Source organism: Hymenobacter sp. CRA2, assembly GCF_002007105.1.
In the GTDB taxonomy this organism is placed as follows: Bacteria; Bacteroidota; Bacteroidia; order Cytophagales; family Hymenobacteraceae; genus Solirubrum.
Genome location: NZ_MVBC01000001.1, coordinates 324,067 through 346,999 on the forward strand (window position 1 = coordinate 324,067; position 22,933 = coordinate 346,999).

Below are 22,933 nucleotides of genomic sequence, written 5' to 3' on the forward strand. Positions count from 1 at the left end.
TCTTGCTAGCAGCCACGAAAAAGCCCGCTTCCGTTATGGAAGCGGGCTTTTTGTATTGAAGATGGTCAGCAAGCTTCTCTGAGCGAGGTGCCTGCCTTCCTACCGGCTATTCGCCCTGATCGGGCAGGATCTGAATGTCCTGCACCAGCACTTTCTGCTCAATTTGCCGGGCGCGGGGCGTGTTGGCCAGGCCGCCGAGGGCGGTTTCCTTGTAGCGCGTTTCCATGCTCTCCCCCACTTCGCCCAGGGCCGCCACGCACTGGTCGACGGGGATGACCGGGTCGACGCCGGCAATGGCAATCTGAGCCGAGGAAAACGCAATGGCAGAAGCCGAGGCGTTGCGCACTACGCAGGGCACTTCCACCAGGCCGGCTACCGGGTCGCACACGAGGCCGAGCATGCACTGAATGGTAATGGCCACGGCGGCAAAAGCCTGCTCCACCGAGCCGCCCAGGCAATACACCACGGCGCCCGCGCCCATGGCGGCGGCGCTGCCCGTTTCGGCCTGGCAGCCGCCCACGGCGCCGGCCAGCGAGGCGTTCTGCTCGATGATCAGGGCAATGCCGGCTGCCACCAGCAGGCCTTCCAGAATGCGGCGGTCGTCGAGCCGGTGCAGCTCCTGCACGGTGGTCAGGATGCCGGGCAAGATACCCGAGGCGCCGGCCGTGGGGGCGGCCACCACACGGCCCATGCAGGAATTGACCTCCTTGGCGCCCAGCGCGCGGGTCACCAGCATCTTGAACTCGGGCGAGAGCACCGTCACGGGCGAGGCGGCCACTTTCTTCGCGCCGTTCTTAATCATACCCGAGCGCGAGGTCATGTCCTCGCTCAGGCCGGTGCGCACGGCGTCGCACATCACGTCGTAGGCGCGCTGCAGGCCGTCCCAGATGTCGGCCTCGGCGCGGCCTTTCTGCTCCATTTCGTAGGCCAGCACGGGCTGCCAGAGCGGCTCGCCGGTGCGGGAGCAGTGCTCCTGCCAGCTGGCAAAATCATTAAATAACAAGGACATGGTCGGGTGGGGAAAGAAACGGGAATGGGGAAATCAAGGCCTGGGCCTTAGGCTGAAACGCAGCCGGGCCGGCCGGGGTGCCGCAAAGGCCGGCGAATTTCGGCAATTCCGCCGTAGCGCACCGCCGGCCGCTAATTCGGCCGCGGCGCGTACTTTGCGGCGCACTGTTTTTCCTTGTTATGTCCGCTGCTTCCTTCGTCGTGAGCACCGACGCGGCCCGCCTCGACGTCGACCTGATTCACGATTTCCTGAGCAACCACTCGTACTGGGCGCCCGGCATCAGCCGCGAGCTGGTGGAGCGCTCCATTCGCCACTCCCTCTGCTTTGGGGTGTATGCCCTCGACGGGCAGCAGGTCGGCTTCGCCCGCGTCATCAGCGACCGGGCCACCTTCGCCTACCTCTGCGACGTGTTCGTGCTCGATGCCTACCGCGGCCAAGGCCTGAGCAAGCTGCTCATGCGCCACATCACCGAGCACCCCGAGCTGCAGGGCTTGCGCCGCTGGCTGCTCGGCACCCGCGACGCCCACTCGCTTTACGCACAGTTTGGCTTTACGCCGCTGGCCTCGCCGCCGCGCTTCATGGAAAACGCCAAGCTCGATCCGTACCGGCCGGCCTGACACACAGCGGCCCCGCCCGGTACCGGGCGGGGCCGCTGTCGGCTTGTATGTATGGCTAAGCCGAGTGCTTACTGCACCACCAGCTTGGTTTGCTGCGTCTGCTGGCCTACGCGCAGCCGCACCGTGTACAGCCCGGCGCGCAGCGCGGGCAGCTCGATGGCATGGCTGCCTGCGGCTTGCGCCGTAGTGGGCAGCGCCAGGGTCACGCGGCGGCCTACCATGTCCGTTACTTCCACCGAAGCCTGACCGGCGGCGGGCAGCACGTAGCGCACCGTGGCCGCACCAGCCGCGGGGTTGGGCGCCACGCTCAGCTGCGCCACCAGGGCGCGGGCCGATTGCGCTGCCGTTACCTGCGCGTAGGTGTAGATGGCGCGCTGGTAGTTCTGGTAGCCCGTGCCGTTCCAGGCTTGCACGGTGGCCACGGCCGGGTTGCCCAGCGCGTCGTAGGTGTAGGTGGTTTGCGAGCTGTTCCGCCAGGCGCTGTTTTGCCAGGACTCGCTGGTCAGCAGCACAATCTGGCTCTGCGCGTTGTACTGGTAAGTTTGCCGGCTACTGTTGACGTAAGCCGAGCCGTCGACGGTGGCCTGCTCGGCAATGGCTACCTCCACGGGCCCCGTGGCATTGGTGCTGTAGGTGGTGGTGATGCGCTGCAGCTTGCCCCAGCCGCTTCCGCCGAAGTCGGGCGTTTGGGCCTCGTAGCCAATGCGTCGGCCCTGGGCATCGTAGGTGTAGAGGCGCCGGGCCGCCGGTGAGTAGGCGCCGCCCGCGTAGTTTTCTTCCAGCACCTGCGCCACCAGGTTGTTGGTGCCGTAGGAGTGCGTGTTGCGCTTGAGCTGCTCCCAGCCCATGCCTACGTTGGCAAAGCGCTTTTCTTCGACGAGCTGGTCGGCGGCGTTGTAGGTGTTGACGTCGGCGAAATACGGCTGGCCCTGAGGGCTGAGCTGGTAGGAAATGATGGTATCGTTCAGCACCTGCCCCGAGGCCGTGAACTGCCGGCGCGTGGCCGCCAGCGGCACCCAGTTGCCGCCGCTCCACCGGTCGCTGCGCACGGTGCCGGGCAGGTTGGCGTTGGCGCCGGTGTAGCGCGAGTACACTTCGCGCGAGTAATCCAGCCACGACGTGCCCGAGGCATTCTGAATGAGCACCTGCTGCAGCTGCGACACCGTAGCGGCCGGGCGGCTGGCCGTCGGGGCCCAGCCCGGGGCTTGCAAGGAGGCGTCCAACGATTGGGCCTGGGTGGCAGCGGCCGTCAGCAGCGCCGCGGCGAGGCCCCATAAGCGTAAAGATTTGTGCATGCTAAGCGAATAAGAGTGGAATACTGCCCGGGCCTTGACAACGGCCCGGTCGGCAAATATCAGGGAAGCTCGGCAGCGCCGCGGCAGCCGCGCAAAAAAATACCGCCCGCCGAACGCGCATCGGGCGCATTCGGCGGGCGGCAAGCACTGGCAGTGGCCGTTAGCCCTGTACTGGCGTGGTTTCGCTCACCAGCTTCAGGGAAGCCGAGTTGATGCAGAAGCGCAGGCCCGAGGGGCGCGGCCCATCGGGGAAAACGTGGCCCTGGTGGGCGTCACACACGTTGCATAGCACTTCCACGCGCACCATGCCGTAGCTGGTGTCCTTCTTGTATTTCACTACGTTGTCCTTCACCGGCTCGGTGAAGCTCGGCCAGCCCGTGCCCGATTCGAACTTGGTGCGCGAGTCGTAAGCGGGCGTGCCGCAGCACACGCAGGCGTAGAGGCCCGGGTCGTGGGCTTCGCAGTACTCGCCGGTGCCGGGGCGCTCGGTGCCGTGCTGGCGCGTGATGTGGTATTGCTCGTCGGTGAGCTGCTGGCGCCACTCAGCGTCGGTTTTCTCGACGCGGTGGTCGGGGGCAGGAGTGCCGTTGTTGGCTTCGCGGATGACGTCGGCCCAGGTCAGCATATGGGGTGTGGTTTGGTTCGGAGTGATGACAGAATAGTTAGCAACGGTTTCGGGGGCCGGCTGGTTCAGCAGCACCTGCGCCGGGCAGCCAAGCGCGTGGTGGGCGAGGAAGCTCTCGGCCCAACCTGCGCTGACGGTAGCTGGTACGGTGGGCTGCCTACCGCCCCGTTTCGGGTTGAGTATGTCCTAGTAGGCATCCTACCGGCGCGTATACAACTGAATATGCCTCGGTAGGACACCTAACGGCGCGTATACAACCTAATATGCGGTAGTAGGACGCCTACCGAAGTCTTTTTGATTGCATATGCCCTGGTAGGGCGTCGCGCCGGGGCGTTTACTCAACTTCGGTGCTGGTATCCAGGTCGCGGGGTGCCCAGTGGCGCCAGTGGGCGCGGGCAAACCCCAGAAAGGCCCGGGGCGCTCCGCGGAAGTCCTTTTCATTCTCGTAGCGGCCGGCGTTCAGCTCGTAGTGCTCGTCGAGCTCGGCCGCGCTGATGGTATCGAGGCAGCAAGGGTTGGCGGGCATGCGTTGGGCCACCGGTACGGAATCGTATTGCACCACGGTGAAGCCGCGCAGGGCGTATTTGGCCTTGCCTTCGTGCATGATGAGCTTGAGGTCGGAGGGGCTCACGTCGCTGCGGCAGGCCAGCTTGTAGACCAGCGTGGTTTCCGTCTGGCCGTCCGCATCGAGGTCGGTAATGCGGGTGGAGCCCGGCAGCGGCCCCAGGTCCAGGTCAAACGGACAGTCCTCTATTCCGTCGCGCAGGCGCCACAGCTCTTGGTACTGGCCACCCGCCGCCAGCACGTACTGGCGGGCAAACAGCTGCACCGTCGCGCCCTCCATGTCGGTGTCGGGCGTGGTCCGGTACACCGGCTTGGTGCGGTACACCACCAGCACGTTTTCGCCTAGGGCATCGGTCCAGCGCCAAGCCTGCAGCAATTGGCCCGGCAGCTTCTCCAGCCGTGGCAGCTGCGCGGCCGTGAGCGAATCGACCTTGCCGGCCCAGCCCGCCGAAGCAGAGGCAGTAGTAGCGGCGGGAGCTGCTGCCGCCGCTGGCGGCTGAGTGGTGTTGGGGTCCGACTGGCAGGCGGCCAGGCCAGCCAGCAGCCCCAGCCAAACGTGGAATCCTCGTTGCATGCGGGCAAACGTACGCACTTTCGCCCCTGCCCACCCACTTCCGCCCCGCAGGCCGCGTCGTTCCCCGGTACTGCCGCCAAGCCCTCCTCACCGCGCCAAATGCTCCCTCAGCTATCAATCGTCCACAAAATCCGTGTAATTCGAAAAATCCGTCTAAATCCGTGATCCATGAAACTTCTCACCGCTGCCCAAACCCGCCAGGCCGACGCGGCCACCATCGAGCACGAAGGCATTAGCTCCCTGGCCTTGATGGAGCGCGCCGCCACGGCCTTCGTTGACTGGCTCACGGCCCGCCTCGCCCCTGCCGAAGCCGGCGCGGTACTGGTGCTCTGCGGCCCTGGCAACAACGGCGGCGACGGGCTGGCGGCGGCGCGGCTGCTGCATCAGCGCGGCTACCAGGTACAGGTAGGCCTGCTGCCCGCCGACAAGCACTCCGCCGATTTTGAGGCCAACCGTCGCCAGTTGCCCGCCGCAGTATCGGTGGCGGACTGGCCGCCGCAAGAGCTGCCGCCCATTCAGCCGGGCACCGTGGTTATCGATGCCTTGTTCGGCACGGGCCTGAGCCGGCCCCTGGAAGGCGCCGCGGCAGCCCTGGTGCAGCACCTGAACGCGGCCCAGGCCCGCGTCGTGAGCATCGATTTGCCCTCGGGCCTGTTTACCAATGCCCCGCAGCCTGCTGACAGCCCCGTGGTGCGGGCCCGGCACACCGTCACGTTTGAGCTGCCGAAGCTGGCGCTGCTGCTGCCGCAGAACGCTTCCTATGTAGGCCAGTGGCACGCGGTACCCATCGGCCTGAGCCCGCAGTTTCTGGCTGAGGTGTCCGCCGACATGCATCTGGTGGATGCCGCGCTGCTGGCTGACAAGCTGCCTGCCCGGCCCACTTTTGCCCATAAGGGCACCTTCGGTCACGCGCTGCTGCTGGCCGGCAGTAAGGGCAAAATCGGGGCGGCCGTGCTAGCTGCGCATGCCTGCCTGCGCGGCGGCGTGGGCCTGCTCACCGTGCAGGTGCCAGGCGTGGGATACCCGGTGCTACAGACGGCCGTGCCCGAAGCCATGTGCCTGACGGATACCTGCAAAACCCACCTGAGCGAGCTACCCGACCTCAAGCCCTATAACGCCGTGGGCATGGGCCCCGGCATCGGGCAGGACGACATGACCCGCGCGGCCCTGGAAGAGCTGCTGTGCACCGCCCGCGCGCCGCTGGTGCTCGACGCCGACGCGCTGAACCTGCTCGGCGCCAACCGCAGCCTGCTCGACCTCATGCCGCCCGGTACGCTGCTCACCCCGCACCCCAAGGAGTTTGAGCGCCTCACCGAAAAGGCCCGCGACGATTACCACCGCCTGGAGCTGCTGCGCGGCTTTGCCCGGCAGTACCAGTGCTACGTGCTGCTCAAAGGTGCCTATTCCTGTTTGGCCGCACCCGATGGTCAGCTGTACTTCAATACCACCGGCAACCCCGGCATGGCCACCGGCGGCAGCGGCGACATCCTCACCGGCCTGTGCACCGCCCTGCGTGCCGATCAGCGCCTCTCGCCCCTCGATGCCGCGCTGCTGGCCATCTACGCCCACGGCCGCGCCGGCGACCTGGCAACCGCTGACACCGGGCAGGCCGGGCTCGTCGCTGGCGACCTGCCCCGCTACATTGGGCAGGCCCTGCAGGAGCTGACGCGTACGGAGCCGTTTTAAACCGTCTCAGCGGGCCATGAAAAAGGCCGCGGCTTGCACCAGCAGCAGGCCATCGGCCAGCACGGCGAAGTAGTAGTCGGAGCGGGTTTCGTCGGCAAACCAGACTACCAGCGCCGTGAGCAAACCGGGTACTACCAGTACAGCTTGCCCGGCCAGGCCCAGACCCGGCAACATCAGCGCCACCGAACCCAGGGTGCACAACAAGGCCAATAGCCGGCCCGGCTGCCGGCCCAGCAGCACCGGCAGAGTACGCGTACCCCCGCGCTGGTCGCGGGAAAAATCGCGCAGGTCGAACACCAGGGCAATGGCCAGAATGAAGACGAAGCGGCGGGCAAACAGCAGCCCCACCTCGGGCGTACGCAAGGATAAATCCAGGCACAGCGCGGGCAGCCACACCGTCACGGCCGACCACACATAGGCAATCAGCAGCGACTTCAGCCCCGGCCAGTCGCGCAGGCCGCGGCGGCGGCCGCCCGGTTCGCGCGCGGGCAGTACGGGCCACGAGTACGCCAACGAGAGCAGCGCCAGGTGCCCCAGAAACCACGTCAGCCGCTCGATGTAGGGGCTGCTCAGGTACAGCAGCAGCAGGGCCAGAGCCGACACAGTTACCACCCCCACCAGCAGCGGCCGGTGCAGCACAATCCAGCGGCGACGCGGCGGCACGTTGGGCGGCAGGCGCAGGCTGTGGCGGCGCGCCCCGTTGAGGTTGTACACGAAGAGCGTAGCGGCCAGCACCAGCGCCGGTACTGTCCAGGCCAGGGGCCGCTGCCAGTAATGCGCCGAAGACGCCGCCAGCGCCGCCGCGGCTCCGGCCACGAGGCCGTTGCCGTAGAGCACGGCATCAAACAGGCCCCGGGCCCACCGCACAAGGCGGTTTTCAGCGGATGGCACTACAATGGGCTCGGACATGCAGGCAAGTGGCCCGGACGGGCGCGGTTCAGCACCGCAAAATACGGCCCGCTGCGACGCAGATGCTAGGAATGAGGAATTCACTATCGGAAGCCCCGCTCGATTCTTCGCTCCTCGTGCTTCATTGACTCGCTACTTGCCCGTTTCGCTGTAGCTCGCATCCACCGGCTTCGACTCAGGGGAGCCTTTCTGCCGCAGCCAGATGGAGAGCACCACAATGGATACGATGCTCAAAAACTCGCTCTGCCAGTTCTGCAGCGACTCGAACCAGAAGCGCGAAGTGCCCAGGTAGCCCCAGTAGCTCACCGTCGGCTCCCCATTGGCCTGCTGCTCGATGTTGTACACCTCCATTCCGCCCTGCGCATGCAGGGCGAAGGCGCACAGGAACAGCACAAAAAACGCAATACTGAGCGAGTACTGGTACAGCCATAGCACTATCCCACCCTGCTTCACGGGGCCGGGCGCGTCGGGTTTGCTGGGGTCGGGCTCCCGGTCTACTTCCTCGGCCTCGTCGAGCTTCTTGGATTCGGCGGAGCCTTTCTGACGCAGCTTCACGGTGAGCACCACGTACAGGGCCATTTGCAGAAACTCACTTTCCCAGTTCTCGAAAGTGGCCTCCACCCAGTGGCCGGAGCGCACGTATTTGCCCAGGCCCAGCTCGGGCAGGTGCATTTGCTTCAGCTCGTCGTTGTAGTCGTGCCAGCCGGTGAGCGTCTGCCCGCCCAGCGTGAGCAGCACCATGGTCGTGATGACCAGGGACAACCCGTTTTCGTAGAGAAACCGCCGCAGGGGCGACTTCGGCGTATGTTGAGTCATGGTTGGACAATGGGAAGGATGTACACGCGTGTACGCCCACACTGCCCAAAATGTGTTGCACTCAGCCAAGCAACCTCGGCAAATAACCGCCTGGGAGGACTACCCGATGAGTTTTTCGGTATAAACCACAGCCCCGCGCTACGTACTTCCCCCGCCATATTCACCCTGACAGCGGCCGGCAGGGAGCCTGATTGCTTTAAAGCATCACGGCCCGCCGGAACGTATCCGGCGGGCCGTGGGTAGGCAGTTCTTCAGCCAAGGGCTTACAACACGGACAGCTGCGCCTGATGGTTGTTTTTGTGGCGGAAGGTCTCGTCGTAGAGGGTGAGGCTGGCCTGCACGATTTTGTAAGCTTCCTCGCGGCCCATGAATTTCTCCACCACTACCTGCTTGTTTTCGAGGGCTTTGTAGTCCTCAAAGAACTTGCGCATTTCCAGCAGCGTGTGCGGGGGCAGCTCGGAGATGTCGTTATAGTGGTTCATCGACACGTCGTTGGCGGCCACGGCGATGATTTTGTCGTCTTCCTCGTTGTTGTCAATCATCTGCATCACGCCGATGACCTTGGCTTCGATCAGGCACATGGGTACCACATCTACCGAGCAGAGCACCAACACGTCCAGCGGGTCTTTGTCGTCGCAGTAGGTCTGCGGAATGAAGCCGTAGGCGGCGGGGTAGTGCACGGCCGAGAACAGCACGCGGTCCAGCTTGAGCAGGCCGCTGTCTTTATCGAGCTCGTACTTGCCCTTGGAGCCTTTGGGAATTTCGATGATGGCGTTGACAATGCCAGGAGCCTTGGAACCGTAGTTTACGTCGTGCCAGGGGTTGAAGTGAGCCATTGTGGTAACTGCGGGCTGCCGCGGTGCAAAGCGGGCAGCTAGGTAAGGGAGGAGGGATGAATTAAAGTCTGCTGAGGGCAAAAAACGACCAGCCAGCGCGGCCGCGGCTATTTTTTCTTGGTCAGCACGTCTTGCAAGGGTTGACCGGTGCAGCCGTCGGGCTCCTGAATATGGAGAAACCGGGCCACCGTCGGTGCAATATCGGTAATCCGCGCCGGATATGCCGATTCGCCCTGCGGCACGCGCCAGCCCCAGAACAGCAGCGGCACATGGGTATCATACGCACCGGACGAGCCGTGGGTGGTGCCTTTGTTCACCGGGTAAGAATAAGACTCCAGCCAGCCGGGCTCCATCACCACCATCACGTCGCCGGAGCGGCTGGGCAGGTAGCCGTTTTCCAGGTACATCAGCAGGCCGCTTTCCCAGTGCGACTTCTGCAAGTCCACGCCGGCCACGGCGCGCGTCACGCCCGTAAACTGCACGGCCATATCGACGACGGCCTGCTGCACCTGAGCCAGTTCCAGCTTCTTCTGAGCAATGAGCGGGCGGTTCAGGTACACCTGCTGGTTTTCGTAGCTGAGCACCCATTGGCCGGGGCCGTAGCGCCGCACCATGCGGGCCTGCAGCGAGTCGCGCCACAGCCGCGGCCCCACCGAGCCGGCCGGGATGCGCTGGCTCTTGAGAAACTCGGGCGAGTGCGCCGCGCCGTGGTCGGCGGAGAGAAACACCAGCGCCTGCCCTTTGCCCACGGTCTTGTCCAGGTAGTTCAGCAGGCGGGCCAGGTCGCGGTCGAGGCGCAGGTACGTATCCTCCGTCTCGATGGCATTCGGGCCGAACTGGTGACCCACGTAGTCGGTCGAGGAAAAGCTCAGGGCCAGAAAATCGGTCTGCCCGCGCTGGCCCAGCTGCTCGGCCCGAATGGCTTCGAGGGCGAAGTCCAGGGTGAGCGTGTTGCCGAAGGGCGTGGAGCGAATTACGTCGAGGTTGGCCGCGGCAGCCGTGGCCGGGGCCTCGCCACCCGTGGGCGCGGGGGCGGGCGCCTGGGCCGGGGCCACGCCGCTGAGTACCGGCAGGTTGTGCGGAAACACCGGTTTGGCTTCGCCGCGGAAGGCCGCTTCCCAGGCCACGTCGTCGGCGGTGCTTTCGGTGTAGGCGGCCAGCGGCAGCAGCGGCTCCCAGGCCTTGCTCAGGTACTGCTGGGCCAGCTTACGGCTGTTGAACTGCTGCACCCACTCGGGCAGCTGCTGGGTGTAGAACGTGCTGGTGATAAAAGCCCCGTTGGCGTTGTCGAACCAGTACGCCGCCGAGGCCGAGTGCCCGGCCGGCAGGATGGAGCCCCGGTCCTTGATGCACACGCCGATGGTCTTGGCCTGAAAGTTCGTGGCTAGGCGCAGCTCGTCGGTGATGGTGGTGGTGAGCATGTGCCGCGGCGACATCTGCCCGGCCGCCGCCGTGCCGCCCACCGCCTGCACGCTCTTGTCCTCGGTCACGTAGGTCGCCTTGCCGTCTTCGCGCACCAGCCAATTGTTGCCGATGATGCCGTGCACCGCCGGCGTGGTGCCCGTGTAGATGCTGGCGTGGCCCGGGCCGGTGTAGGTAGGCACGTAGTTGTAGTGGCAGTTCTCGAAGCTGAAGCCCTCGCCGAGCAGGCGCCGGAAGCCGTCCGAGCCGTACTTGTTCCAGTAGCGGTACAGGTAGTCGTAGCGCATCTGGTCCACCACAATGCCCACCACCAGCTTGGGGCGCGGCAGGGGCTTGGTTTTCTGGGCCGAAGCCGCCGGGCCGCTCAGCAGCGCCGTGGCGGCCAGCAGACCTGTCAGGAAGGTATTTCGCATGGGTAACACAGGGGTCAGCAGGGGTCCGTGGCCCGCGGGCCAATGAGGGCGCCAAAGTTACGGCCCAAACCCGCAATGCCCGCCCAACAATAGCCAATGTGCCCTTGCCCGCGTACACGCTAGCCATTACGCTTTGGTTACGTCCGCCCTTTCTTCCTTCTGGCATGCCCTTACAAGCCTCCGACCACGCCCTGCTCTTCGACATGGACGGCGTCCTCATCGACAATACCGCTTACCAGGCCCGCGCCTTCCAGCTGCTCTTCCGCGAGCTGGGCCTGGAGACGAAAGCCCTGCCCCTGCTCCGCCGCCTCAACGGCATGCCGGCCACCAACATTCTCAAGACCGTATTTCGCCACCCGGTACCGGAAAAGGAGCTGAAGCAGTACGCCGACCGCCGCGAATTTCTCTACCGCGTGCTCTACTGGGAAAAGCGCAAGGAGACGCCCGGCCTCACCGGGTTTCTCCAGGCGGCCCGTGCTGCCGGCTTCAAGCTGGCCTTGGGTACCGGCTCGGCCTCCGAAACCATCGGCTACATCATCGACCAGCTCGACCTGCGCCGCCACTTCGACGTGGTGGTGGGCAAGGACGACGTGGACCGCGGCAAGCCCCACGCCGATACGTTCACGGTGGCGGCCCGGCAGTTGGGCGTGCCGCCCGAGCGTTGCGTGGTGTTCGAAGACGCCATTCTGGGTGAGCAGGCCGCTTACAAAGCCGGGATGCGCTGCATTGCCGTGGCCAGTGGCCTGAAGCCAGAGCAGTTCCAGGCTCCCATGGCTGTTATCAAGGACTTCACCCAGCTCACCCCCGACATGGTGCTCACGCTGCTGGAGGCCCACCCCAAAGCACCCAAGCCGAGCAAGGAGCTGGCCCAGCGGCAGTACATGCACCTCTGAGCCCGGCCACTCGCTACCAAACACAACGCCCCGACAGAAATCTGCCGGGGCGTTGTGTTTAGGACGCAGGGAAGCTTACTCCACGACCAGTCGTGCAGTCTGGCTGCCGCTGCGCACCAGGTACACACCGCCCGGTAATCCGGCCGGCAACTGCCAGGCGGCGGTGCCGGCTGCGTCGGCGTGGGTTATCAGCACCGGGCGGCCCAGGGCGTCAAGCAGCTGAACCGGGGCGCCGGGGGCCGCGCCGCGCACCATGGTGGCGCAGTGAGCCGGGTTTGGAGCCAGGGTTAGGCCAGCGGCGGCCACGCGTACCGCTTTCAGGGGCGAGTAGGCCGCTGTACCATCGGTATCGACCTGGCGCAGGCGGTAGTAGAACAAGGATGCGCCGGCCGGCAGTTGCTCGTCGTGCAGCGCGTAGGTGCGGCGGTTCGTGCTGGTGCCGGCGGCCGCCACGCGCCCGATGGCCACGAAGTGCTGCCCGTTCAGGCTGCGTTCCACGTCGAAGTAAGCGCTGCGTTGCTCCTGGGCAGTGGCCCAGGCCAGGCGTACGGTGCCGGGACCAGCGGGCTCAGCCGTAAACTGCACCAGCGTCACCGGCAGCGGGGTGGCCGTACTCACGGCGTTCGACAGGGCGCCTTGGTCGGGCTGGGCCAGGTTGCTGTTGAGGGCCCGCACGCGGTAGTAATAGGTGCTAGCCGTGTTGGGCAGCCCCGTGATGGCCAGGCTCGTGGCCGGCGCAGCCACGGTGAAAGGCGAACCACCGACGGCCGTGGCAAACGTGCTGGTCGTCGATACCTCCACCGCGTAGCCGGTGACCGTGCCCAGGGCCGGCTCCGTCCAGTTGGCCGTGAAGCCGATGCCCGTGGCGCCCGAGCTGGTGACGCTGGTGGCGCCCGTGGCCGTGGGCACCACCATGGCGTAGCTGTTCACCCAGTTGGAGGTGGTACCCGTCAGGGCAAAGCCGTTTAGGTTGCCGTGGTTGGCGTTGCCGCTGACGTTGTAGAGCGGCAAGCCGAAGGGGTTGCTAACGTTGGGCGTGCCTTCGTCGAAGCTGTAGTAGGCCACCAGGCCGGCAGAGCCCAAAGCCACAATGTTCTTCATACCGGCCTGCAGCTCGGCGGCCGTGCGGGCCACGTTCCACACCCGCACTTCGTCGATGCGCAAGCTGGAGTGGTACCCGGCTTCGAGGGCGCCGATGAGCAGGTCGCGCCCGACGTTGTTGACCGGCCCGGAGCCGATGGTCACGCTGTTTTTCAGCTCGCCGTTGACGTAGATGTAGAGGGTCGAGCCTTCCCGCACGCCCGCTACGTGGTACCAGCGGTTCAAGGCCAGCGGCGTATTCGTGGCCGAGCAGGTGTAGAGCGTCGTGCCGCTCTCAAACCAAAACGAGGGAATGTCATCGTTGCCCGAGGTCGTCAGGTTCAGCAGCCACTCGTTGGTACCCGGCGCGGCGCCGGTGTTCCACTTGCCCGCCGCGGCGCCGTTGTCGTAGCCGGTGGAGGCTGCTTTTTTCAGCACCCAGGCTTCCACCGTGAAGTTGCCCGCCCCGAAATCCAGCGCGCCGCTGTCCGGCACGCGCACGTAGTCGTTGTCGCCGTCGAGGTCCAGCGCGTTGCCGGGCGGCATAATCACGGTGAAGGCCGTGCTCAAAGCCGTGCCCGCAGCCGTGATGACGCTGCTCGTGCCGGTGCTCGTGGCGCGGGCCGGCACCCGGAAGGTAATGGTGGTAGCCGTGTTCGACTCGATAACAGCCACCTCACCGTTGATGGTCAGGGCCGTGGCGCCGTCCAGGTTGGTGCCGGTCAGGGTGATGGGCATACCCGCCCCGGCCCGGTCCGGCGAGAAGCTGCTGATGGTGGGCAGCAGCGCTACCGTAAACGTGTTGGTGGTGCTGTTGGCGCTGCTAACGCCGTTCACGGTGGCCGTGGCAAACACCGTGTGACTGCCGGGGCTCAGGGTGGTGCCCGAGGTCAGCGACCAGTTACCGCTGGCGTCGGCCGTGGTCGTGCCGAGGCTGTTGCCGTCTACCCACACTGCCACCGTGCTGTTGACCGGAGCCGTGCCGCTGTAAGTCGGTGTGTCGGTGCTCAGGGTCGAGCCGTTGGCGGGCGTCAGGACCACGGGCGCCGCCGGCGGGGCCGCCGGGGTGGTGAAGGGTTGCACGCTGCCGTAGCCGGTGCCCGCCGCGTTGAGGGCGTAGGCCCGCACGTAGTAGGTGGTGTTGGCGGCCAGGCCCGTTACGGCCTGCGAGAAGCTGCCCAGGCCGTTGCCGAGGGCCAGCTTGGTGTCGGCCGTCGTGGGGGTGGTGCTGGTGGTGCTGTACACCACGCCGCGCTCCGTCACGCTGGCCCCGCCGTCGGCCGTTACGTTGCCGCCCAGCGTGGCGCCGGTGGCGGTGATGTTGGCCGCGGCATCCGTCGTTACGGTGGGCACGACGACGGTGGGCAGCTGCGCCAGGAAGTTGATCTGGGCGCCGGCCGGCTGGGTTAGCGTGGTGCCGCCAAACGTAGCCGCCGGCGTAACGCTGCCCGCCACGTACAGCTGGGTGCCGCTCAGGGCAATGCCGTAGCCGGCGTCGCTGCCGGTACCGCCGCCGCGCTGCACCCAGCCGTTGCTGAAGCTCGTGCCGTTGTCCACGTACTTGGCTACGTACACGTCGGTGCCGCCGGCACTGGTTAGGCTGCTGCCGGCGATGTTGGTGCCGAAGGATTGCAGGAAAAAGCTACCGGTTACGTACACGCTCGTGCCACTCACGGCAATGGCGTTGCCCAGGTCGGGGGTATTGGCCCCGCCCCCGCTGGTGGCCCAGCCGCTGGCCGCGCTCGTACCGTTGTCGGTGTACTTGACCACGAACAGATCGGTATTGTTCGAGCCCGCGCCGGGCAGCGAGGTGCCGGCGATGCTGAAGCTATTGTTGCTGCCGAAGGTCCCGGTCACGTACACATTGGTGCCATTCACGGCAATGCCGTTGCCCTGGTCGGTGCCGCCGCCGCCCCCGCTGGTGGCCCAGCCGTTGGCCACGCTCGTGCCGTTGTCGGTGTACTTGGCCACGTACACGTCGGCGCCGCCGGCCCCGGTCAGGGTGGTGCCGGCGATGTTCACGTTGCTGCTCGCGCTGGTGTAGCTGTAGTAGCCGGTTACGTACACCGCGGTACCGTTCACGGCAATGCCGAGGCCAACGTCACCGCTGGCGCCGCCACCACTGCGGGCCCAGCCGTTGGCCACGCTCGTGCCGTTGTCGGTGTACTTGGCCACGAACAGGTCGGTGCTGCCCGCCCCCGCCAACGTAGTGCCGGCAAAACTGGCACTGGTGCCGCTGGCAAATTGCCCGGTCACGTATACGCCGGCGCTGGTAGCCGCAATGGCGTTACCCTGTTCGTTGCCCGTACCACCGGCGCTGCAGGCCCAGGTGCCGGTCGCACTGCTGCCGTTATCCGTGTACTTGGCTATGAACACATCGTTGCTGCCCGCCCCAGCGAGTGAGGCACCGGCAATGACGGCGCCGCTAGCACTGGTGAAATAGCCGGTCACGTACACGCTAGTGCCGTTTACGGCAATGCCCAGGCCTTGGTCGTTGGAGCTGCCGCCGCCGCTCTGAGCCCAGGCCCAGGTGCTGCTGGCCGCGCTCCATTTGGCCACAAACATGTCGTTGGCGCCCGCACTGGCCAGCACGGTGTTGCCGAAGCCTACCGTACCCGAGAAGTTGCCGGTCACAAACACGTTGCCGGCCGCGTCGGTAGCGGTGGCGGTGGTGACGGAGGTGCCGCCCTGCAGGGGCAGGCCCAGGTCGCGCCAGGCCCCGGTGGCGGGGTCGAGCGGGGCCAATACCCCGGCATTGGCCGGCGCCAGGCGCAGCGGGGCCGTGCCAAAGCTGGCGGGCGTTGCCCCGGTGATGATACCGGCATACACCCCGGTGCTGTTGGCGGCAATGGCGTTGCCCTGGTCGCCGAAGATGCCGCCGCCGCTGTTGGCCCAGCCGTTGGTTGCGCTCGTGCCGCCGTCCACGTACTTGGCCACAAACGCGTCGTTGCTGGTGCCGTTGCCGGTCAGGGTCGTACCGGCGATGCTGGCGCTGTTGCCGCTGGCAAACTGGCCCGTCACGTACACGCCCGTGCCACTTGCGGCCACGCTCCGGCCGATGTCGGTGCCGAGACCACCGCCGCTGCGGGCCCAGCCGTTGCTCACGCTCGTGCCGTTATCGGTGTACTTGGCCACAAAAAGGTCCTCACTGCCACTAGACGCGAGGGCGGCGCCAGCAATGCTGGCCCCCGCGGCGCTGTTGAAATACCCCGTCAGGTACACGTTGCTACCGTTTACGGCGATGCCGTACGCGGCTTCGGTGCCGGCACCGCCCCCGCTGCGGGCCCAGGTACCGGCCGCACTGCTGCCGCTGTCCACGTATTTGGCCACAAACAGATCGGTGCCGCCCGCTCCGGCCAGCGTGGTGCCGGCGATGCGGGCATTGGTGGCGCTGGTAAACTGCCCCGCCACGTATACGCCGCTACTGGTGGCCGCAATGCCATACCCATTGTCGCTGCCCGTGCCGCCGGCGCTGATGGCCCAGCCGTCCGTCACCGTACTGCCGTTGTCGGTGTACTTGGCCACAAAGGCATCGGAGCTGCCCGCGCCAGCCAGTGCCGTGCTGGCGAAGTTGGCACCGGTACCACTGGTAAACTGGCCCGTCACGTACACACTCGTACCGTTCACCGCAATGCTGTTGCTCTGATCAAAGGAGGTACCGCCGCCGCCGCGGGCCCAGGTGCCCGTTGCGCTGGTGCCGTTGTCCACGAACTTGGCCACGAATACATCGGTGCTGCCGCTGGTGCCCCCGGCATTGGTCAGGCTCGTACCGGCAAAGCTGGCGCTGGAGCTTCCAAAGTACCCGGTTACGTACACGTTCGTGCCGCTCACGGCAACCCCGTACCCCCGGTCAGTGCCCGTGCCGCCCCCAGCCGCCGCCCAGGCCCAACGGCTGGTGGCAGCGTTCCACTTGGCTACGAACATGTCGTCGGAGCCAGTACTGGTCAGCGCCGTGTTGCCGAAGGTTATGGCGCCCGAAAAATAGCCGGTCACCAATACGTCGCCGTCGGCATTGACGGCCGTGGCCTGGATGATGGATGTACCGCTGGTGGCCGACTGAAAGTTGTTGCCGCTGGTGGCGGCGGTCCAGGTCGGCGCCTGGCCCATGGTCTGGCGTGGCAACAGCCATAGGCCCCAATAGGCCACTAGCAAGCACACGGCACGCAGCCCGCGCCGGGTAAGCGAGTAGTTGTGTTTCATGCAACAGGTTGGAGCGCCACTTCCAGAGGTAAGGCAGGTACAGGTAAAAGAACAGATCATACCAGCTGTGCAGCGGCATCTCACACAGGCATTCCAGCAAAGGTACGCCCCTCAACGAGCATTATTCCCAGGAAACAGGAGGACATTTTCTTGTCAGCTGGTTGTTCGCCACGCTATTATGTGCTACAGGTATAACAAAGCCATATTTAGCTAACTTGCTATACCCATGTAGGTATAGCAAGTGCTATATTATTATGAGTGTTTATACCTAAATGCGTATAAGGACCACTCTGTTCTTAATAGACGTTATACCTGTTGCGTTTGTCATCGTATGCAGCCAAGGCGCTCGGTCCCTTTGCCTGCATTGCTTCCCACCATGACCACTACTGCTTCGATTCCCCTTCTGCTGAGCACCACGGCCGTGGTGCGGGCCCATTTTGGACTGTCGCTGCGGCAGCTGGGCCGCTACCTGGGCGTATCCGCTGGCTTCGTGTCACACGTGGAGACCGGACGCAAAGGCCTGCCCCCAGCGCTGGCGCCGCGCCTGCTCGGGCTCAGCCACCTCCTACCCCCGCCGCTGGGCCAAGGAGCAGCCACCCCGCCCGAGCCGGTCATCTACGCCCCGCTACAGCCGCTGCCGCCACCGGAAGCGCTGGGCACGGCCCCGATCGGCACGGCGCTGCCCGCCCCGGAACCGCTGCACCGGCGCCTGCGCGACTGCCGCCTGCGGCTGCTGGAGCAGGGTCAGCGCCTAGCCCAGCAGCAGGCCCGCGCGGCGGCGCTGGCTCACCGGCATTGGGGCCTGGTCCAATTGCAAGCCGCACCCACGCCCGCCGAACCCAAAGAAGCTGCTCACTACGCCCGCTGGCTCGGCGAGCTGGCTACCGACCTAGCCAACGACGACTCCGATCCGGCTGGGGCCGCGGCGGCGCGGCACCTGCTGGCGGCCCGCGTAGCTGGGCTCCGGGCCGAAGCAGCCTGGTTGGAAGCTCTGGGCGCTGTCGACCCGAAGTCGTGATTCGTCTTCGCGCCCATTGCCTTCCCAAAATGTATAGCCCCGGTGGCTGCTATTCCTAAAATAGGATGAAGCCAATCCAAGGGCAAGCTCTACCTTATTGCCGGCAACTCCGCCACCTTATCTATCCCCTTTTATGTCCTTTCCAGTAAGCTTACTCCGTACCCAGGCCGAGTGCGACGCCGCACTGGCCGCCCTCCAACTCGAGCTGCGCGAGTTCACCGTGCGCGACCAGCAGCTCGACCTGCGCGCCGACAAATCGGCTGACCGGGCCACCGAGCGGGCCAGCGCCCTGCAGCAGGCCACCGAAGAAGTCACGCGCCTCACCCCGCTGGTATCGGCCCTCACGCCCGGTACCAAGGAGCACCGCGCCTTGCAGCGCATGCTCACCCAGGCCAGCCGCCGCGCCGAAGACCTGAGTGCCACCGCCGCCGGCAGCACCCAGACGCCGGTGGATGCCTTCCTGCAAGCCGTGGACGTGCGCCAGGTGCAGGTGCAAGTGCCCGAGCTGCAGCAGGCCATTGCCGAGCTGACCGCGCACCGCGCCGGCCTGCCGGCCTAAGCGCAGCCCTTAGATTAGCCCCTATTGCAACGCCAAACGGCCCGCTTCCTGCGCAGGAAGCGGGCCGTTTGGGTTAGCAAGCCGCGGCCGGAGCCGCCTCCGCCGCGGTGGGCACGATTACCCCGTACAGCTCGGCCACGGCGGGATAGAAGCTTAGGTAACAGCATAGACCCGCAAGGTACGCAACCCGCCTAGCCAATGCCTCAACACAAAACCGGCCCCCCTCCCTGATGGGAAGCGGGCCGGCTCGAGTAGTGCGGATGCGGTCCTAGCGGCTGGCCGCCAGTGCCTCAGCGCCACCCACGATTTCGAGAATCTCGTTCGTAATGGCGGCCTGACGGCCCCGGTTGTAGGTCAGCTTGAGGGCCTTAAGCAGCTCACCGGCGTTTTCGGTGGCTTTGTCCATGGCCGTCATGCGGGCGCCGTGCTCCGAGGCGTTGCTTTCCAGCACCGCCTTGTAGAGTTGGATCTTCAGCGAGGTCGGAATCAGCGTCTGCACGATTTCCTCCTTGCTCGGCTCGAAGATGTAGTCCATGTTCGCGTTGGCGGCAGTGGTCGTCGCGGGCTCGGCGGGCGGCAGAATGGGCAGCAGCTGTTCGGTGCGCACAATCTGGGTAGCCACGTTCTTGAACTCGTTGTACACCATCACCACCTCGTCGAACTGCCCGGCGCGGAAACCGGCCATGGCTTCCTCAGCCGCCGCGCGCACCGTGTCGAACGACAGCTGCTGGAACACGTGGGTGTAGTTGCCCACCAGCTCGCCGCGGCGCCCGAAGTAGTCGTGCGCCTTGCGGCCGATGGCCATGATGCTCACGCCGCCATTGGCCGCCTGCGCAGCGTAGCGCTCCTGCATCAGCTGATTCACCGTTTTGATGATGTTGCTGTTGAAGGCGCCGGCCAGGCCACGGTCGGAAGTAATGGCAATGACGAGTACCCGGCGCACGTCGCGCTGCTCGCCGTAGCCGCCGGTCACGTCGGCATCAGCTCCCTGCGAGAGGTTGCTCAGGATGCCGTTGAGCCGCTGGGCGTAGGGACGCATGCGCATGATGTTGTCCTGCGCGCGGCGCAGCTTAGCCGCCGCCACCATTTTCATGGCTTTGGTGATTTGCTGCGTCGAGCTGACCGACTGAATGCGTCCGCGGATTTCCTTTAGGTTAGCCATTGAATGGTTGAATTGTTAAATGGCTAAATGGTTGATTGTTCTCGCGTTGCCAGAACGACCAACCATTTAGCCATTCAACCATTTAACAATCTATTTCGCAGCGTACGAAGACGCCAGGTCGTTGATTACCTGACGGATGGTGCCCGTGATGGTGTCGTCGAGCTTACCGGCTTTCAGGCCAGCCAGCACGTCGGCGTGACGGGTGTTCATCACCTGCGTGAACTCCTTCTCGAACTCGCGCACGCGGTTCACCGGGATGCGGTCCAGGAGGCCGTTCGTAGCGGCGTAGATGATAGCCACCTGATCTTCCACCTTCACCGGCGAGAACTGCGGCTGCTTCAGGATTTCGAGGTTGCGACGGCCGCGTTCGATGGTGAGCTTGGTCGAAGCGTCCAGGTCCGAGCCGAACTTAGCGAAGGCTTCCAGTTCGCGGAACTGAGCTTGGTCCAGCTTCAGCGTACCGGCTACCTTCTTCATCGACTTGATCTGGGCCGAACCACCCACGCGTGATACCGAGATACCCACGTTGATGGCCGGACGGATACCCGAGTTGAACAGGTTCGTCTCGAGGAAGATCTGACCGTCCGTAATCGAAATTACGTTCGTCGGGATGTAAGCCGATACGTCACCCGCCTGGGTCTCGATGATGGGCAGTGCCGTCAGCGAACCACCGCCCTTCACGATGCCTTTCAGGCTCTCGGGCAGGTCGTTCATGTTCCGGGCGATGTCGTCCGAAGCGTTGATCTTAGCGGCGCGCTCCAGCAGGCGGCTGTGCAGATAGAATACGTCGCCGGGGTAAGCTTCGCGGCCCGGGGGGCGGCGCAGCAGCAGCGACACTTCGCGGTAAGCGACAGCCTGCTTGGAGAGGTCATCGTACACCACCAGAGCCGGACGGCCCGAGTCGCGGAAGAACTCACCGATAGCAGCGCCCGTGAACGGAGCAAAGAACTGCATCGGAGCCGGATCGGAAGCCGAAGCGGAAACCACCACGGTGTAGTCCATAGCGCCGCCGCGCTGCAGCGAGTTTACGATCTGGGCAACCGTCGAGGCCTTCTGGCCGATGGCTACGTAGATGCAGAACACGGGCTCACCGCGCTCGAAGAACTCGCGCTGGTTCAGGATGGCGTCGAGGGCTACGGTCGATTTGCCGGTCTGACGGTCACCGATGATCAGCTCGCGCTGGCCACGGCCAATCGGAATCATGGCGTCGATAGCCTTGATACCGGTTTGCAGGGGCTCGTTTACGGGCTGACGGAAGATTACGCCCGGAGCCTTGCGCTCCAGCGGCATGTCGTACAGCTCGCCGGCAATGGGGCCACGGCCGTCGATGGGCTGGCCCAGCGTGTTTACCACGCGGCCCACGATGCCCTCACCTACTTTGATCGAGGCAATCTTGTTGGTGCGGCGTACGGTTGCGCCCTCGCGGATTCCCGAGTAGTCGCCGAGCATTACGGCACCTACGTTGTCTTCTTCGAGGTTCAGAACCAGAGCCTGCAGGCCGTTCTCGAACTCAATCAGTTCGCCCGATTGGGCTTTCGAGAGGCCGTAGATGCGGGCTACCCCGTCGCCAACCTGCAGCACCGTACCGACTTCTTCGAGTTCGGCTTCGGTCTTGAAATTGGACAACTGCTCCCGCAGAATGGCGGATACTTCATCCGGACGTACTTCTGCCATGATGCTGACTTATAGTTGGGCGTGGAAGGGGTTCTCTTTAAAGGTGGCGCGCAGGCGGTTGAGGCGCGTGCGTACCGAGTCATCGATCTGCCGGTCGCCGAGGCGCAGCACAAACCCGCCGATAAGCGAGGGGTCCACGTGCTCCTTGAGCAGCACCTGGCCGCCGGTCTGATCTTTTACCAGACGCTCCACATGGGCGCGGAGTTCCGGGGTAAGCGGCGTGGCCGTGGTCACGTCCGCCGATTGAATACCGCGCAGCTTGTTGAACTGGGCCAGGAACTCCGGGGCCACAAATTCCAGCGCGTTTTCGCGGTTTTTTTGGGTAATGATGGTGAAGAACCGCATGGTGAGGTCCGACACCTTGCCGTCAAACAGCCGCCGCAGGATGGCCAGCTTCTTGTCGTGCTGCACGATGGGGTTGCGCAGCAGCAGGCGCAGGTCGCGGCTGCCTTCCAAGGTGTTGCCGAACAGGTCCATGTCCTGTTTCACCGCATCCAGCGTACCCTGCTCGTTCGCCAGGTCCAGCAGGGACTTGGCGTAGCGGGCGGCGACTCGTAGTTCAGACATTGGGGAATGGTATTGAGTATTTGGTATTGAGTACTGAGTAGAGCGTCCCGAAAGAGAAACCTAACTACTCAATACTCTATACTCACTACTAGTTGAGTTTTACCTCTTGCAGGTAGTCGGTCACCAGCTGCTTTTGGGCAGCCGAGTCCGTCAGTTCGCGGCGCAGGATGCGCTCGGCAATGTCGATAGACAGTTGCGCGGCCGTGTTTTTCACTTCGGCCAGGGCAGCGTTCTTCTCGTTCTGGATGGCTTCGCGGGCCTGCATGATGAGGCGGGCGCCTTCGTCCGTAGCCTTTTGCTTAGCCGTTTCGATGAGCTGGTTGCTGATCGAGGTGGCTTCGTGCAGAATACGGTCACGCTCCTGCCGGGCTTCGGCCAGCAGCTTTTCGTTGCCGGCTTTCAGGGCCTGCATTTCCAGCTTGGCTTGGTCGGCCTGGCGCAGGGCGCTTTCGATGGATTCTTCCCGCTCGCGCAGGCCGCCCAGGATGGGCTTCCACGCAAACTTTGCCAGCAGGAACACCAGCAGCAGGAACACGACAAACTGCCAGAACAGCAGACCCAGATCGGGGGTAATCAGATTCATGGCCTTAGGAGCAATGCGTGTGGGAAATAGGCTGCGGCCAGCGGCAGGCCAAGGCCCGCCAGGTACCGGAGCCGCTCCGGTCAGTTACACCAACACGGCCGCCTGCTGCCCTGCCAAAGCAAGGCGACAGGCGGCCGCTTATGGGTGACTGTTATTGCAGACGCAGGGCTACCAGCAGGCAGACTACGACGGCGAACAGGGTGGCGCCTTCGATAAGGGCGGCCGCGATGATCATCGCCGTTTGGATCCGGCCCGAAGCTTCCGGCTGACGGCCGATAGCTTCCATGGCGCTGCCGCCGATGCGGCCAATGCCGAGACCAGCACCGAGGATAGCCAGACCAGCACCCAGGCCGGCGCCCATTACGGCCAGACCAACAGCATTAACAACCTGCAGCAACAGAGTGAGCAGCATAACAGAGGGAGTTAGGAGA

The 22,933-nt window shown here is 64.9% G+C and carries 19 protein-coding genes; 5 read left to right on the forward strand and 14 right to left on the reverse strand.

Annotated features, from left to right (window positions below; genetic code table 11):
* Nucleotides 1-106: 106 nt before the first annotated feature.
* Entirely contained in the window at nucleotides 107-1,009 is a 903-nt protein-coding gene (sdaAA, locus tag B0919_RS01210) for an L-serine ammonia-lyase, iron-sulfur-dependent, subunit alpha (RefSeq protein WP_078010365.1), read from the reverse strand.
* Nucleotides 1,010-1,188: 179 nt separating this feature from the next.
* On the opposite strand from sdaAA, the gene B0919_RS01215 reads away from it, so the two are divergent.
* Nucleotides 1,189-1,626 (forward strand): GNAT family N-acetyltransferase, encoded by a 438-nt coding sequence (locus tag B0919_RS01215; RefSeq protein ID WP_078010366.1) that lies wholly within the window; start codon nucleotides 1,189-1,191, stop codon nucleotides 1,624-1,626.
* A 68-nt stretch (nucleotides 1,627-1,694) separates the two neighbouring features.
* Here the strand turns inward: B0919_RS01215 and B0919_RS01220 are convergent, their stop codons facing one another.
* From B0919_RS01220 to B0919_RS01230, 3 genes are all read right to left on the reverse strand, one after another.
* A complete protein-coding gene (locus B0919_RS01220; protein ID WP_078010367.1) occupies nucleotides 1,695-2,921 on the reverse strand; it encodes a T9SS type A sorting domain-containing protein in 1,227 nt (408 codons plus the stop codon).
* A gap of 160 nt (nucleotides 2,922-3,081) precedes the next feature.
* Nucleotides 3,082-3,546: a peptide-methionine (R)-S-oxide reductase MsrB gene (gene msrB, locus B0919_RS01225; RefSeq protein ID WP_078010868.1), complete on the reverse strand. Its 465-nt coding sequence runs from the start codon at nucleotides 3,544-3,546 to the stop codon at nucleotides 3,082-3,084.
* Between the two features lie 334 nt (nucleotides 3,547-3,880).
* Complete coding sequence (locus B0919_RS01230; RefSeq protein ID WP_078010368.1) at nucleotides 3,881-4,684, reverse strand: M949_RS01915 family surface polysaccharide biosynthesis protein; 804 nt, start codon at nucleotides 4,682-4,684, stop codon at nucleotides 3,881-3,883.
* A gap of 168 nt (nucleotides 4,685-4,852) precedes the next feature.
* Here B0919_RS01230 and B0919_RS01235 point away from each other — a divergent pair, with 168 nt between their 5' ends.
* Nucleotides 4,853-6,370 (forward strand): NAD(P)H-hydrate dehydratase, encoded by a 1,518-nt coding sequence (locus B0919_RS01235; RefSeq protein WP_078010369.1) that lies wholly within the window; start codon nucleotides 4,853-4,855, stop codon nucleotides 6,368-6,370.
* Nucleotides 6,371-6,376: 6 nt separating this feature from the next.
* Here B0919_RS01235 and B0919_RS01240 read toward each other — a convergent pair whose 3' ends face one another.
* The 4 genes from B0919_RS01240 to pafA all read right to left on the reverse strand — a co-directional run bounded on the left by B0919_RS01240 (nucleotide 6,377) and on the right by pafA (nucleotide 10,766).
* Nucleotides 6,377-7,279, reverse strand: coding sequence for a UbiA family prenyltransferase (locus B0919_RS01240; RefSeq protein WP_078010370.1), 903 nt, complete (start codon nucleotides 7,277-7,279; stop codon nucleotides 6,377-6,379).
* A gap of 132 nt (nucleotides 7,280-7,411) precedes the next feature.
* Nucleotides 7,412-8,095 (reverse strand): DUF6766 family protein, encoded by a 684-nt coding sequence (locus B0919_RS01245; RefSeq protein ID WP_254846444.1) that lies wholly within the window; start codon nucleotides 8,093-8,095, stop codon nucleotides 7,412-7,414.
* Between the two features lie 263 nt (nucleotides 8,096-8,358).
* Nucleotides 8,359-8,931, reverse strand: coding sequence for an inorganic diphosphatase (locus B0919_RS01250; RefSeq protein WP_078010371.1), 573 nt, complete (start codon nucleotides 8,929-8,931; stop codon nucleotides 8,359-8,361).
* 107 nt (nucleotides 8,932-9,038) lie between these two features.
* Nucleotides 9,039-10,766 (reverse strand): alkaline phosphatase PafA, encoded by a 1,728-nt coding sequence (pafA, locus tag B0919_RS01255; RefSeq protein WP_078010372.1) that lies wholly within the window; start codon nucleotides 10,764-10,766, stop codon nucleotides 9,039-9,041.
* A gap of 164 nt (nucleotides 10,767-10,930) precedes the next feature.
* Between pafA and B0919_RS01260 the strand changes: the two genes are divergently transcribed.
* Nucleotides 10,931-11,659 carry an HAD family hydrolase gene (locus B0919_RS01260; RefSeq protein WP_078010373.1) on the forward strand — a complete coding sequence of 243 codons (729 nt, stop codon included), beginning with the start codon at nucleotides 10,931-10,933 and terminating at the stop codon, nucleotides 11,657-11,659.
* Between the two features lie 75 nt (nucleotides 11,660-11,734).
* Here B0919_RS01260 and B0919_RS01265 read toward each other — a convergent pair whose 3' ends face one another.
* Nucleotides 11,735-16,939: a beta strand repeat-containing protein gene (locus B0919_RS01265; protein WP_139361824.1), complete on the reverse strand. Its 5,205-nt coding sequence runs from the start codon at nucleotides 16,937-16,939 to the stop codon at nucleotides 11,735-11,737.
* A 376-nt stretch (nucleotides 16,940-17,315) separates the two neighbouring features.
* On the opposite strand from B0919_RS01265, the gene B0919_RS01270 reads away from it, so the two are divergent.
* Complete coding sequence (locus B0919_RS01270) at nucleotides 17,316-17,957, forward strand: helix-turn-helix domain-containing protein (protein ID WP_078010375.1); 642 nt, start codon at nucleotides 17,316-17,318, stop codon at nucleotides 17,955-17,957.
* 133 nt (nucleotides 17,958-18,090) lie between these two features.
* Nucleotides 18,091-18,516: a hypothetical protein gene (locus B0919_RS01275; protein ID WP_078010376.1), complete on the forward strand. Its 426-nt coding sequence runs from the start codon at nucleotides 18,091-18,093 to the stop codon at nucleotides 18,514-18,516.
* 268 nt (nucleotides 18,517-18,784) lie between these two features.
* Here B0919_RS01275 and atpG read toward each other — a convergent pair whose 3' ends face one another.
* The 5 genes from atpG to atpE all read right to left on the reverse strand — a co-directional run bounded on the left by atpG (nucleotide 18,785) and on the right by atpE (nucleotide 22,914).
* Entirely contained in the window at nucleotides 18,785-19,678 is an 894-nt protein-coding gene (atpG, locus tag B0919_RS01280; protein WP_078010377.1) for an ATP synthase F1 subunit gamma, read from the reverse strand.
* 90 nt (nucleotides 19,679-19,768) lie between these two features.
* Complete coding sequence (gene atpA, locus B0919_RS01285) at nucleotides 19,769-21,352, reverse strand: F0F1 ATP synthase subunit alpha (RefSeq protein WP_078010378.1); 1,584 nt, start codon at nucleotides 21,350-21,352, stop codon at nucleotides 19,769-19,771.
* Between the two features lie 9 nt (nucleotides 21,353-21,361).
* A complete protein-coding gene (gene atpH / locus B0919_RS01290) occupies nucleotides 21,362-21,919 on the reverse strand; it encodes an ATP synthase F1 subunit delta (RefSeq protein WP_078010379.1) in 558 nt (185 codons plus the stop codon).
* A gap of 88 nt (nucleotides 21,920-22,007) precedes the next feature.
* On the reverse strand, nucleotides 22,008-22,502 hold the full coding sequence (locus B0919_RS01295; RefSeq protein ID WP_078010380.1) for a F0F1 ATP synthase subunit B: 495 nt from the start codon (nucleotides 22,500-22,502) through the stop codon (nucleotides 22,008-22,010).
* A gap of 151 nt (nucleotides 22,503-22,653) precedes the next feature.
* On the reverse strand, nucleotides 22,654-22,914 hold the full coding sequence (gene atpE, locus B0919_RS01300) for an ATP synthase F0 subunit C (protein ID WP_059071914.1): 261 nt from the start codon (nucleotides 22,912-22,914) through the stop codon (nucleotides 22,654-22,656).
* Nucleotides 22,915-22,933: the final 19 nt, after the last annotated feature.